Genomic DNA, 13440 nt, shown 5'->3' with positions numbered 1-13440 from the left:
ATGTAAAAGGAAGTTATCCGTTTCAATGTGATGGAGGGATTCCATTGAAGATAGATGGTGTGTTTTCAGGTGGCGGAATCAAAGGATTTGCGCTTATCGGAGCGCTTCAGGCTGTGGAGGAAAGGGGATTAAAGTTTCAGCGGTTAGCAGGGACAAGTGCGGGTTCTATTGTCGCCGCGTTTACAGCAGCAGGGTATACCTCAAACGAAATCCGTAACATGCTAGATGAAACAGATATTATGAATTTCTTGGATCAGAGAAGGACATTATTGCCTTCCCCCATTACGAAGTGGCTGCTTTTGTATTGGAGACTTGGTTTGTATAAAGGGGATGTTTTAGAGAGGTGGATGGAGAAGAAGCTTGCTGCAAAGGGAATAAAAACTTTTGGTGATCTCCCTAAGGACCATTTAAGAATTATTGCTTCTGACCTTACAAGTGGAACCATTGCTATCCTTCCTGATGACCTTCCAAAATATAATATGGATTCAAAGAAGTTTTCTGTAGCCAAAGCAGTAAGGATGAGCTGCAGTATTCCGTATTTTTTTGAACCTGTCAAGCTTAAGGGGAAGGGAGTTACCTATCTATTTGTAGACGGTGGAGTATTGAGTAATTTTCCAATATGGCTATTCGATAATGATCGCATCCCAAAAGTTCGTCCTGTACTTGGAATTCAATTAAGTGCAAAGCAAGAGGATCGGCCAGTCAACAAAATAAATAATGCCATAACCATGTTTGGTGCGTTGTTTGAGACGATGAAAGATGCTCATGATGCCAAGCATATCTCAAGTCGCCATGAGAAGGATATCATCTTTATCCCGATGGACCATATTGCCCTCACGGAATTTGCGTTAACAGAGGAAAGGAAACGAGGGCTGGTGGAAATAGGGAGAAAAAGAGCAGAGGCATTTTTGATGAAGTGGTGTTACTGATACAGAAAAAACCGAGCTCCCTTCTTTAAAAGAAAGCACGGTTTTTCTTTTTGCCCTTTTTCCCTTCAATAACGGTCAGATGGGATGGGGTTTTTCTTTTTGGTACGGACGGTTTTGACGGTTTAGAGCTTGCTCGATCTCTACTAGATGTAATTGGGCTGATAGTTGGTTTGGCGCTTCCGGTTGCTGCGTATTTCTTTTTCGATTGCTTGACAGCCTTACTATACCGGGCATCCGTTTTCGCTCCGATTTTCCCTTGGATAAAATAGCGGAAAATCAAATAAAATACGGTTGCACCCCCTACAATTAAAAGGAGACTCGTAAATAATCCCCCTGGATTGCTAAATAATTGAATGATCAAATAAAAAGCTGCTAAAGAAATAAGAGTATAAAATATTGGTTTTCGATAGCTTCTTTTCATTTTCGCCACCTCCCAGGTAACCAGTATGCTTGTTTTCGATGGTTACCACCACTGATTGTTTTAATAGTATATTTTCTAGGATAAGGCTTGTTGCGGATTTTTATACTATTTCTTCGGTAATCTTTTTCTCTGAATCTTGTTCTAGCTCCAATAATCTCTTAAAGGAAAGGATGGCAACCTCTACTTGGTCGTCCGTGGGCTCCTTTGTTGTTAGCAGTTGCAACCAAAGACCAGGATACCCCAAAACTTTTAAAACAGGAATTTCGCGGACTTTGTTTGTAAGCTGTAATACTTCAAAAGAGATACCTAATACAACGGGGATTAGCGCTAAACGGTTCACAACCCGCAGCCATAGAGGGTCTAGGGGAACAGTAAGGTAAACAAAGAATCCCACAATAACGGTGAAAAGAATAAAACTACTGCCACATCTATAATGCAATCTTGATTGTGCTTGAATATTGCTTACAGTTAATTCTTTCCCGTTTTCATAAGCGTTAATCACTTTATGCTCTGCGCCATGATATTGAAATACCCTTTTAATGATCGGGGTAAAGGAAATGAAGTATATGTATGTCAATAAAAGCAACAATTTAAAAACCGTTTCAATCAATACCTGTGCAAAATCCCCAGGGAAAAGTGGCTTTGTTAGTTCTGCCAAAAATACGGGCACAAGCGTGAAAATGAACTTCCCGAAAATAAACGATAAAACCCCGACTGCTGCAACGCTAAGGATCATTTCTAGTTTGGATGGCTCTTTTTTATTATAAATCTCTTCCTCATCTTGACTCGGATCCACATCATATCGTTCCGTGGAGAAATTCAGATGCTTGGATCCATTCCCTGCTGCTTCCACTATTGCGACAATTCCTCGAATAAAAGGAATTTTTTTAAGCGACTGTAATGTCGGGTTTGTTTTTCTTGGCACTTGCAGATATTCAATGGAGTCATCTTTTCTGCGAATGGCAGTAACATAATGGCGTTTTCCACCAAACATCACGCCTTCAACCACAGCCTGTCCTCCATAAACAGGTTTTGAATCATTTGACATAAATAGCACCAACCTAACTTTTCTAAGAAGAAAAAATTTCTATTACTTAATATTCTACCCGAATCTTCAAAAAACCTCTACTCCCTGAGATTCTTTGTTTGAAAAAGTTCCCTAGTACTGTATGGTTCTGTCGTTCTTATGGAAAGATATGTGTAATGATACAGAAGAAAGGGAGCAAAATCATGAGCGATAATAAGAAATTAGAACAAAACCAAAGAGAAGAACCTATGGGGTTTATGACAAAAGTAATCGTTACCGGATTTATCGGTGGTGTGTTCTGGAGTTTTATCGGATATATTGCCTACATATTCAGCTTTACCGAAATCAGCCCAAATGTGGTACTTCAGCCCTGGGCACTTGGTGATTGGAAAAAGGGATGGCTGGGGTATGTAATTAGTATCATCCTGCTTGGCTTGTTTGGTATCGGCGCTGCGCTCATTTATGCCGCGATACTTAAAAAGTTTCAGCAATTCTGGATTGGGATTGTTTACGGCATTGCACTTTGGGGACTGGTTTTCTTCTTATTAAACCCAATGTTTCCTTCCATTAAGACAGTCAAGGAACTTACCCTAGATACAAACGTGACAAATGTATGCTTATACATATTGTTTGGGGTTTTTGTTGGCTATTCCATCTCATTCGAGCACAATGAAATGCAGAATCAGGACAAACAGCACTCCCAACAACAAACACAATCCTCATCGAATGAGTAGTAGGGAATAACGGAATGTGATAGAATGTTCAGTAATTGAACATTCTTTTTCTTTTTGAATAGGGGTGTTGATTTTATGAAAAGGAGATCGTAGAATGCGCTTACTTGTTCTTAACGGGCCTAACCTAAATAGATTGGGACTAAGGGAACCCGCAGTTTATGGCAGTCAAACATTGCAGGATCTCGAAGCGCAACTTCAAGCATTCGCAGGCAAAAATTCGTTTGAACTAACTTGTTTCCAAAGCAATCACGAAGGAGAGCTTATCGATACGCTTCACGATGCGGAAGGCCATTACGACGGGATCGTCATAAACCCTGGTGCCTTCACCCACTACAGCTATGCAATTCGCGATGCCATTGCAAGCATAACTGTACCAGTAATGGAAGTACACATTTCCAACATACATAAGCGGGAAGAATTCAGACACACATCCGTCACCGCACCAGTAACAACAGGCCAGATTGTAGGCCTTGGCTTTTATGGATACGAACTGGCACTATTAGCTTTATTAAATCAGAACAAGGGGGAATAGCAAGATGACAAAATTAACAAAACTTAGAGAGAGCTTTCAAACTTCAGGAATTGATGCATTACTAATTACAAGCGGAAAGAACCGCCAATACATCACAGGTTTTACCGGCTCAGCAGGAGTGGCAGTCGTAACAGAAGACAAAGCTGTATTCATCACTGACTTCCGTTACACGGAACAAGCAGCCAAACAATGTGAAGGCTTTGACATCGTCCAGCACAAAGGCGGACTTGTAGAAGAAATTGCAAATGTTGTCAAAGACCTTGGAGTAGCAAAACTTGGCTTCGAACAGGACCATGTCACTTTTTCCACCTATTTAAACTACAAAACAACAATTAAAGCAGATCTTGTCCCTGTTTCTGGCGTAATCGAAAAGTTACGCTTGATTAAGAGTGAACAAGAGATTAAGATATTAAAGGAAGCTACACAGATTGCTGACGCAGCTTTTGAACATATTCTTACATACATCAAGCCAGGGCTAACAGAATTGGATGTTTCCAACGAGTTAGAATTCTTCATGAGAAAACAAGGGGCTGTTTCCTCATCCTTTGATATTATCGTAGCTTCTGGTTACCGCTCAGCCCTACCTCATGGCGTCGCTTCAGATAAAGTGATTGAAAAAGGTGAGTTTGTAACGCTTGATTTTGGAGCTTACTACAAAGGCTACAACTCTGATATTACAAGAACACTTGCTGTGGGAGAGCCAAGCGATGAGCTGAAAACGATCTATGATACTGTATTGGAAGCACAGTTACGAGGCATGAGAGGCATCAAAGCAGGCATTACCGGCCGTGAAGCGGATGCATTGACACGTGATTACATTACGGAAAAAGGATATGGAGAGTACTTTGGACATTCTACAGGTCATGGACTTGGAATGGAAGTGCATGAAGGTCCTTCTCTGTCTGTGAAATCAGACACAGTTTTAGAACCGGGAATGATTGTAACAGTAGAACCTGGTATTTATGTTGCTGGATTAGGCGGAGTGCGTATCGAAGACGATACAATCGTTACAGAGACAGGTAACGAAACACTTTCCTTCTCTACAAAAGAACTTATTATTTTGTAAAAATGTATCTAACGTCGTGTAGACTAGAGTACGGTACTCAAGGATACAATACGTGTAGGGCATTATTTTACATAGCTTTAGGAGGAACTAATAAATGATTTCAGTAAACGATTTTCGTACAGGTTTAACAATTGAAGTAGACAATGGCATTTGGCGTGTAATGGATTTCCAACACGTTAAGCCAGGAAAAGGAGCAGCATTCGTACGTTCTAAATTACGTAACCTACGTAATGGTGCTATCCAAGAAAAAACATTCCGTGCTGGTGAAAAAGTAGCCAAAGCACAAATCGACAACCGCAAAATGCAGTACCTTTATGCAAACGGCGATATGCATGTATTTATGGACAACGAGTCCTATGATCAGTTGGAACTTCCTTCTGCTCAAATCGAATACGAATTGAAATTCTTGAAAGAAAACATGGAAGTGGCCATCATGATGTACCAAAGCGAGACGCTTGGAGTTGAGCTTCCAAATACAGTAGAACTAAAAGTAGCTGAAACAGAGCCAGGCATTAAGGGCGACACAGCTTCCGGCGGATCTAAGCCAGCAGTTATGGAAACTGGTGTAACAGTTAACGTACCGTTCTTCGTGAACGAAGGAGACGTATTGATTATCAACACTACTGATTCTTCTTACGTTTCAAGAGCTTAATTTGATTTTTTTAAAATAGGAGAAGATCCCTTGTTGGTAGGGGGGAGCTTCTCCTTTTTTGTTGTTGTGTGCGCATTCTGTGTGTTGTGATTTATTCCAATATAGGGAATCTATAAGCCTGAACTCCAGTGAGATCCGGGGAAGTGTCCAGTAGAGCGGTTCTATAAGCCCGAACGGCTGTGAATTCTGGCTGAATCGTAAAATAGAGGCGTTCTATGATCAATGAGCTCCAACTTCAATGAAATCCGGTTGAAGTGTCAATAGAAGGAAATAAAAGGTATCTCTACGCCCGAACAGCAACCATATTGTTGAAAACGGTAAGAGAGAAGCCGTCTCTCCGCCCGAGCGGCAACCATATTGCTGAAAACGGTAAGAGAGAATACGTCTCTCCGCCCAAACGGCAACCATATTCATGAAAACGGTAAGAGAGAACACGTCTCTCCGCCCGAACGGCAACCATATTCATTGAAAACGGTAAGAGAGAACACGTCTCTACGCCCGAACAGCATCCAAAATCATAAAAACGGTAAGAGAGAAGCCATCTCTCCGCCAGAACAGCATCTCAAATCATAAAAACAGTAAGAGAGAAGCCATCCCTACCCCCAAACCCCCAAAAACCCCACTCAAACAGGAAAATAGTTTAAAAGCCAAACTCACTTCCCAAACCAAACCACATCAAACACATTCTCCACAAGCATCCGACCGTCAGAACCATCAACCTTACTCATCCAAATATGCCTCCTGCCATCCGCATCTTCGCGTATCCAAGCCAACGATGATCCCTCTCGCAACACCACAGGCTCTCCATCAGAATAACCATCTGGCGTTTCCACAATCTTAATTGCCTCTTTTTCCTTCAAGCCTACCAAATATAAAGAAGACACAAATTTCTCAGTGCTCTCACTGGTCTCTCGCCCTCGAGCCACCACAATATTCTCATCATCCACCCAGTCAAAATCCACATCCGCAAACCCTTTTGGCGTATGTGTCTTTTTATAATTTGGAATAATGGTGCTTGTTGTCAGGACTTTATTAGTAACAACTCCACTGGTCATCCTGCCGCCGCCCTGAATTGAGGCAAGAAGAGGTTTAGTCGGCGCCCACTTTATCCAGTTGGGATCAAGTAACATTTCCCCAAGTGGAATAAAAAGCTTGTTCTCTTTTACATATACACTCAGCATATTGCTGTCAGCTGACCACGAAGCTGTAGGGGTTACCACCATCGCTAAGTTTTTCCCGTCATGAGACCAAGAAAAATCCTCTACATCTACTGCTAAAATAGAAGTGTCCTCGTATTTTAGAGGCGACGAAACGGTGTGAACCGGTGTTACTTTTACATCCATTTCATGGGCTTCTTTCTCTACGCCCCAATGAACTTCGTAAAGTCTTGGGTGGCTCCAGCCATCAGGAAATAAAGCGGCGCTGGCAGATGCAATTAAGTTGACACCTTCCGCATCCCAAGTGAAACTAGATACACCACCTGTAAGCTGATGAATAATGGGCGTTCCGGAAGTGAGTTCCACTACGCAGAGAATGGAGCCTGTCAGAAAGGCAAATGTACGGTCAACGGGATTCCACTGTGGATCATGCCCGGCAATTTTTAGTTTACTGGAACTCATGGTTTCAGTATTATATAACCAGATGTCATATTCCTCAGTATCTGATTGCAGATCCACCTGTTTAGCTTCATAAACAAGCCATTTGCCGTCATTTGACCAACTGAATTTTCCTACATCAATGTTTTCTTGCAATGGGACTTCCTTCGTACCATCAAACAGCCATAAGGAATGGTATCTTGTAAAAGCAGCTTTCTGTTGATCCGTTGCTGCAGAAAAGCTAGATAAAGGTGAGAAAACAACAGTTACAGCCAATAGGCAAACCAATAAATATTTCATGATAAAAGCCTCCTAAAATATTCCTACGCCTTAGTGTTACCAGCTACCATCATTTCATGAATAAAACAAAATCAGAATTTAAGTTGAAATTAGTGAAAAAGATGGTATAGTAAAGTAGTGGAATTATTCCAAGTGATATTTTTTTTGTTGATTTGTGCAAACGGTTACGCAATTGTGCAACCGTTATCATAGTGAAGTGTAGTTAATAAGGGAGTGTATCAAGATTGAAAAAGATATGGTGGAAAGAAGCAGTTGCCTATCAGGTATATCCTAGAAGTTTCATGGATTCCAATGGTGACGGTATTGGTGATTTAAGAGGAGTTATTTCTAAACTAGATTATTTAAAAGATATGGGTATAGATGTTATATGGATTTGTCCGATGTACAAATCTCCGAATGTAGATAATGGGTATGATATCAGTGATTATCAAGATATTATGGAAGACTTCGGAAACATGGCAGATTTTGATGAGTTATTAGAAGAAGTGCATAACCGCGATATGAAGCTTATCATTGATTTAGTTATCAATCATACATCTGATCAGCACGAGTGGTTTATTGAATCTGCATCTTCTAAAGACAATCCAAAACGCGATTGGTACATTTGGAAAGATGGAAAAAAAGGCAAAGAGCCAAACAACTGGGAAAGTATTTTCAATGGTCCGGCTTGGAAGTTGGATGAGAAGACTGGCCAGTATTACATGCACATCTTTGCAACAGAACAGCCTGACTTGAACTGGGAAAATAAAGATGTCCGCTTTGCATTGTACGATATGATCAACTGGTGGTTGGATAAAGGGATTGACGGTTTCCGTGTGGATGCAATATCCCATATTAAAAAAGAACCTGGATTCCCAGACTTACCGAATCCAAAAGGTTTAGATTATGTTCCATCTTTTGACTACATGATGAATGTGGAAGGAATTCAGAAGCATTTAGAGGAATTAAAAGAGCAAACGTTTGCGCGTTATGACATCATGACTGTAGGGGAAGCAAATGGTGTGAAGCTGAACCAGGCAGATGAGTGGGTTGGCGAAGAGAACGGGAAGTTCAACATGATTTTCCAATTTGAACACCTTGGTCTTTGGGAAAAAGGAACAGAAGGCGGCGTAGACCTTCTTCAATTAAAAAAAACATTAACAAAATGGCAAAAAGGCTTGGAAGGAAACGGCTGGAATGCATTATTCCTCGAAAACCATGACCAGGCTCGTTCTGTTTCGACATGGGGTAATGATAAAGAGTATCTAGTAGAAAGTGCGAAATCACTTGGCGCATTGTATTTCTTAATGCAGGGAACTCCATTCATCTATCAAGGTCAAGAACTTGGTATGACGAATGTGAAGTTTGATAGCATCAATGATTATGATGATGTTGGCATGAAAAACCTTTACGATATTGAGAGTGCTAAAGGGGAAGAGCATGCTCAAAAAGTAATGGAAATCATCTGGGCTAAAGGTCGTGACAATTCCCGTACTCCAATGCAATGGAATGACGAGCCAAACGGAGGGTTCACCACTGGAACTCCATGGATGGGCGTAAATGAAAACTACAAAACCATCAATGTGGAAAAGCAATGGAACGATCCAAATTCTGTATTAAGCTTCTATCGCGACATGATCAAAATCCGTAAAGAAGAGGAAGTATTTGTCTATGGTGAATACAACCTGATTCTTGAAGATGACACACAAGTATACGGTTATACAAGAACACTTGATAACAAGGTAGCGGTTGTGTTGTGTAACTTGAGTGAAGAAGAGGTAACAGTAGAACTTGGAGACCTTGAGGTTTCTTCTGCAGACCTTCGTCTTCAAAACTATGAGGTTGCTGCTCATAAAGGTGTGTCTGAAGTGACATTGAAGCCTTATGAAACTCGTGTATACGTGCTAGCTAAGTAAATCTATATTTGGAAAGTCTCACTTAATGGTGGGACTTTTTCTTATTAAAAATTTTTTTGAAAAAGTCATTGACACCTCTTCTTTAAGGCGGTAAAGTAATACTTAATTCTTTTAATAAACTAAATATTTCGATCTCTTATCAAGAGTGGCAGAGGGACTGGCCCTATGACGCCCAGCAACCGTTCCATTTGGAATTGGTGCTAAATCCTGCAAAACAGTGATGTTTTGAAAGATAAGAGAGGGACAAGTCTTTTTGTTTTCAATTAGCGCTCAAACCTCTCTTTCTTGGAGAGGTTTTTTATTTTGGTTTTGAATAAGCACGCTGTTGATTTTCGCACTAAGCTTCGCTTTCCTAAGGGCGCTGCTGGAGCCTCCTCGCAACGCTTGAGGGGTCTCCATCTAGCGCTACCTCCCTCAGGAGTCTTCGCTCTGTGCTCCAATCAACAGCTATAGATTCTAGAAACTTTAGTTATTTTAGCGAAAGAAAAATTACTCAAAAAAGGGAGTACGAATGATGAAAAAAAACATTTTTAAAAAAGGAATTGTAGCATTAACAACAGCGACATTATTATTAACAGGTTGTAGTGCTGGAGGTGATACTGCAGCGAGCAGTAAGCCGACGGGGCCAATTGAAAATGTACCAGAGAAATTTGCTGATGGAGAAGGTGCAAAAATTAAAGTTATCCGTAAGATTGGCGGGGATGATCATACGGCTCAATTTTTAGCAGGGGCGAAAGAGGAAGGGGAATCCCTTGGTTTTACAGTGGATGTGTTTACTGCAAATGGAGACAGTGCAAAATTCCATGATGCAATCAATCAGACTGTTAACCAAGATTATGATGGGGTCATTATCTCTCATGGCGATGATGCGGCAACTGTGGAAGGTGTCCAGCAGCTAGTCCAAAGCGGCAAAGAAGTGGTGACATTTGATTCAAACGGAGACCTGGCCAACATTGAAGGCGTTACATTAACTTCTCAAGATGATGAGGAATTGGCGAGATTAGCACTTGATCAATTAGTCAACGATTTCAACGGGGAAGCGAATGTGGTGTATCTGTGGGTGGACGGTTTCCCACCGATGGTTCGACGCAACAATGTGTATAAAGAAACGTTAGAGAATAATCCTGGTCTGAACGAACTGGAACGCTTTGGCGTTGCAGCGGCAGATACTTCGGTTCAAACACAGAACGCGGTTGCGGCAATGTTGAACAAGCATCCAAAAGGAAGCATTGATGCTATTTTTGCTACATGGGATGCATTCGCAGTCGGAGCAGCTCGTGCATTGAAAGAGGCCGGCAGAGAGGAAATAAAGATTTACGGAATTGATGTTTCTAATGCAGACTTGCAGGAAATCAGTACAGAAGGAAGTCCTTGGAAATACACAGCAGCAGTGGATCCTAAATTAATTGGTGCTGTTAACCTTCGCTTGCTCGCGAAAAAACTTGCTGGGGAAGAAACGCCGCAAACTTATGACTTGGAAGCTTCGTTAATCTCTCAAGAAGAATTGCAACAATCAAGCGAAGCGGTGAACATGGGCAACCTTTCATCTGTCGTGGAAGGATGGGGAGAGTCTGATGCCTTTTTAGAAGAGTGGATGAACACGTTGAAAGAGCATTACAAAAAATAAAAAAAAGCACTCTCTTCATCAGGAGAGAGTGCTTGTATGTTTGAAGAAAGGGGGGGCAGAATGACCAACACAACACTTGAAATGAAAGACATATCCATAGAATTTCCTGGGGTGAAAGCTTTAGACCAGGTGACATTTACCGCAAAACCCGGAAGTGTGCATGCCTTAATCGGGGCCAATGGAGCGGGGAAATCGACGTTAATGAAAGTGCTGGCTGGAGCGTACGATCATTTCCGCGGGGAAATCAAACTCGGAGGCAAGGAACTCTTCATTTCTAAACCAACTGACTCCCAAAAGGCAGGCGTACAAATCGTTTATCAGGAAGTGGATGCGGCGTTGATTCCGACTCTGACGGTAGCGGAGAATATTATGTTGCAAGAGACGGTGCAGCACGCTGGAAACAAGCAATGGATACGTTGGAGAGAGATACATAAAAAAGCAGAAATGCACTTAAAAAAATTGGATAGTAACATCTCAACCAAGCGTCTAGTAAACACGCTGACGTTGGCAGAGAAACAAATGGTCCTCCTGGCAAGAGCCATTTCAACAGATTGTTAGTTTTTGATTCTGGATGAACCAACAGCGCCCCTAAGCAACAGAGAGACAGAAAAACTCTTTTCCGTCATCAAGAGATTGAAAGAGGAAGGGGTAGGGATTATCTTCATTTCCCACCGTATTCCGGAAATCGTGGAAATCTGTGATGAAATAACGATTATGAGAAATGGTCAAGTAGTCAAACGGGACATGGTGGTTAACCTTAGACCAGATAAGATTGTAGAGTGGATGCTCGGTCAGAAACAGGAGCAGCAGTTTCCGGAACACCATCCAACCATTGGTGCGACCATTCTAGAAGTAGAAAGACTCAGCGCTCATAGTATAGTGAAAGATGTAAGCTTACACGTTAAAGCAGGAGAAGTGGTGGGGATAGCTGGACTTGTTGGAGCGGGGAAAACGGAGCTGTGCAAGGCATTGTTTGGAGATACACCCAAAACTACTGGTACTATCCGAATTAAAGGGGAACTTGTCAAAGTAAAAAGCCCTCATGTTGCGGTACAAAACGGATTGGCCTTTGTTCCAGAGGAGCGGAGAAAAGAAGGTCTCATCCTCCACGAATCCGTACAAACAAATTTAATATCCGCTAATCTCCATGCATTCACAAAAGCTCTGCATTTTCTTGATAAAAAAACGCAAAAAACAAAATCACAAGAAATCATCAGAGCTTTAGGAATTAAAACGCCGTCACCCGACACAAGCGTTCACACACTTTCAGGAGGAAATCAACAAAAAATCGCTATTGGAAAATGGCTTGTCTCTGATGCGGATATCTATATCTTTGATGAACCGACAAAAGGAGTCGATGTTGGAGCAAAGCGCGACATTTTCGAACTGATTGCCTCCCTTGCCAAACGCGGTAAGGCCATCCTTTATGCCTCATCGGAGCTTTCAGAGATTGTCGGTTTGACCAACAGAGTGTATGTCCTATACGACGGCAAGGTGACAAAAGAGCTTTCCACCTCAGAAACAGACGAGCAAGAGCTTCTATACTTTTCAACAGGGGGACAAAGAAATGAAAACTGACATACCAGTTCAGGAGGACGCCAAACCGGCCTTCCGCTTTGAATTATTCGACTTCTTATATAAATACGGGACCATCATTACCATTTTTGTATTGATTGCCGTCTTTGCCCTAGCGAACCCAACATTCATCCAATCCAATAATGTCATCAATATCCTAAGATCCATATCCATTGTTACGATTATCTCAATCGGTATCACCATTTCTCTAACAGTGAATGGCTTCGACTTATCGGTAGGTTCTGTTGCTTCCCTATCCAATGCCATCGTTATCTCCATGTTTGTATGGTTTTCACAAAATACGGCAGTGGCAATCTTTTCTGCAATCACGGCAGCACTGTTGGTAGGGGCTTTCAACTCTTTTATGATTGTAAAACTGAAAATTCCTGATATGCTGATGACCCTTGCGACTATGTTCATCATTCAGGGAATTGCTTTAACCTATACAAAAGGCTCTACAATTTCACAAAATATGGTCATGCCTGACGGTACGTTTGCAACGGGAACCATCAGCCCACTGTTTCAGAAATTTGGGCAGGTACCATGGATTATTATCATCATGTTAACGATTGTGGTGGTGGTTCATATTTTTCTCACCTACACGAAGCATGGAAGATTTATGTACATCATCGGTGGAAATGCAGAAGCCGCCAAGCTTTCGGGTATTGCAGTAAATAAATACAAAGTAGCGGCATATTTATTTTCTGCCTTATTAGCAGCAATCGGCGGAATGGTGCTGGCTTCAAGGATCATGACAGCAGAAATAAATGCCGGAACCCCGTATTTAATGGATTCTGTCGCAGCGGCATTCATAGGGTTTGCCGTACTCGGAGCGGGCAAACCGAATGCCTTCGGGACATTTATTGGTGCAGTATTAATCGGAATCCTGCAAAATGGTCTTGTCATGATGTCTGTTCCCTATTATGCCATGGATATCGTCAAAGGCCTTGTGCTCGCCTTTGCATTAGGGATTACGTATTATAAGCAAAAATAATAGGCGCTTTCCCCAACTAGGAGGCGTCTTATTTTCCAAAAAAGATTGAGATATTTGACTGTTTTAGGTAGTGTAGAATGGAAATGGGGGATT

Annotated in this window: 13 protein-coding genes and 1 riboswitch; of the genes, 10 read left to right on the top strand and 3 right to left on the bottom strand. The window is 41.6% G+C overall.

Going from position 1 to position 13440, the window contains the following annotated elements:
- The first annotated feature begins 44 nt into the window (after positions 1 to 44).
- Positions 45 to 929: a patatin-like phospholipase family protein gene (locus HF078_RS14880; protein WP_169291856.1), complete on the top strand. Its 885-nt coding sequence runs from the start codon at positions 45 to 47 to the stop codon at positions 927 to 929.
- A gap of 25 nt (positions 930 to 954) precedes the next feature.
- Here the strand turns inward: HF078_RS14880 and HF078_RS14875 are convergent, their stop codons facing one another.
- Together HF078_RS14875 and HF078_RS14870 are read right to left on the bottom strand one after the other, a co-directional pair.
- Positions 955 to 1350, bottom strand: a complete 396-nt coding sequence (locus tag HF078_RS14875; protein WP_169291855.1) for an SA1362 family protein — start codon at positions 1348 to 1350, stop codon at positions 955 to 957.
- Positions 1351 to 1450: 100 nt separating this feature from the next.
- Positions 1451 to 2398, bottom strand: coding sequence for a DUF1385 domain-containing protein (locus HF078_RS14870; protein WP_169291854.1), 948 nt, complete (start codon positions 2396 to 2398; stop codon positions 1451 to 1453).
- 182 nt (positions 2399 to 2580) lie between these two features.
- On the opposite strand from HF078_RS14870, the gene HF078_RS14865 reads away from it, so the two are divergent.
- From HF078_RS14865 to efp, 4 genes are all read left to right on the top strand, one after another.
- A complete protein-coding gene (locus HF078_RS14865; RefSeq protein WP_205831635.1) occupies positions 2581 to 3111 on the top strand; it encodes a YqhR family membrane protein in 531 nt (176 codons plus the stop codon).
- Positions 3112 to 3205: 94 nt separating this feature from the next.
- Entirely contained in the window at positions 3206 to 3643 is a 438-nt protein-coding gene (gene aroQ / locus HF078_RS14860) for a type II 3-dehydroquinate dehydratase (RefSeq protein WP_169291853.1), read from the top strand.
- A 4-nt stretch (positions 3644 to 3647) separates the two neighbouring features.
- The gene (locus HF078_RS14855; protein WP_169291852.1) at positions 3648 to 4709 is read left to right on the top strand and encodes a M24 family metallopeptidase; all 1062 of its coding nucleotides are present in this window, start codon (positions 3648 to 3650) and stop codon (positions 4707 to 4709) included.
- A 94-nt stretch (positions 4710 to 4803) separates the two neighbouring features.
- Positions 4804 to 5361 (top strand): elongation factor P, encoded by a 558-nt coding sequence (gene efp, locus HF078_RS14850; protein WP_060664926.1) that lies wholly within the window; start codon positions 4804 to 4806, stop codon positions 5359 to 5361.
- A gap of 653 nt (positions 5362 to 6014) precedes the next feature.
- Here the strand turns inward: efp and HF078_RS14845 are convergent.
- Positions 6015 to 7256 carry a PD40 domain-containing protein gene (locus HF078_RS14845; RefSeq protein ID WP_169291851.1) on the bottom strand — a complete coding sequence of 414 codons (1242 nt, stop codon included), beginning with the start codon at positions 7254 to 7256 and terminating at the stop codon, positions 6015 to 6017.
- 224 nt (positions 7257 to 7480) lie between these two features.
- Between HF078_RS14845 and HF078_RS14840 the strand changes: the two genes are divergently transcribed.
- From HF078_RS14840 to HF078_RS14825, 5 genes are all read left to right on the top strand, one after another.
- On the top strand, positions 7481 to 9151 hold the full coding sequence (locus HF078_RS14840) for a glycoside hydrolase family 13 protein (RefSeq protein ID WP_169291850.1): 1671 nt from the start codon (positions 7481 to 7483) through the stop codon (positions 9149 to 9151).
- Between the two features lie 133 nt (positions 9152 to 9284).
- Positions 9285 to 9390: riboswitch (SAM riboswitch) on the top strand.
- Between the two features lie 275 nt (positions 9391 to 9665).
- The gene (locus HF078_RS14835; RefSeq protein WP_169291927.1) at positions 9666 to 10778 is read left to right on the top strand and encodes a sugar ABC transporter substrate-binding protein; all 1113 of its coding nucleotides are present in this window, start codon (positions 9666 to 9668) and stop codon (positions 10776 to 10778) included.
- A gap of 60 nt (positions 10779 to 10838) precedes the next feature.
- Positions 10839 to 11336 (top strand): ATP-binding cassette domain-containing protein, encoded by a 498-nt coding sequence (locus HF078_RS21310; RefSeq protein ID WP_481748022.1) that lies wholly within the window; start codon positions 10839 to 10841, stop codon positions 11334 to 11336.
- Positions 11337 to 11339: 3 nt separating this feature from the next.
- Positions 11340 to 12356: a sugar ABC transporter ATP-binding protein gene (locus HF078_RS14830; RefSeq protein WP_481748021.1), complete on the top strand. Its 1017-nt coding sequence runs from the start codon at positions 11340 to 11342 to the stop codon at positions 12354 to 12356.
- Positions 12346 to 13347: an ABC transporter permease gene (locus HF078_RS14825; protein ID WP_169291849.1), complete on the top strand. Its 1002-nt coding sequence runs from the start codon at positions 12346 to 12348 to the stop codon at positions 13345 to 13347. The genes HF078_RS14830 and HF078_RS14825 overlap by 11 nt, the downstream gene beginning before the upstream one ends.
- Positions 13348 to 13440: the final 93 nt, after the last annotated feature.

This window comes from Bacillus sp. RO2 (assembly GCF_012911845.1).
GTDB lineage: Bacteria > Bacillota > Bacilli > Bacillales > Bacillaceae_I > Sutcliffiella_A.
The sequence above is the reverse complement of the archived record's forward strand: the minus strand, read 5'-3'. Positions and strand labels throughout refer to the sequence as shown.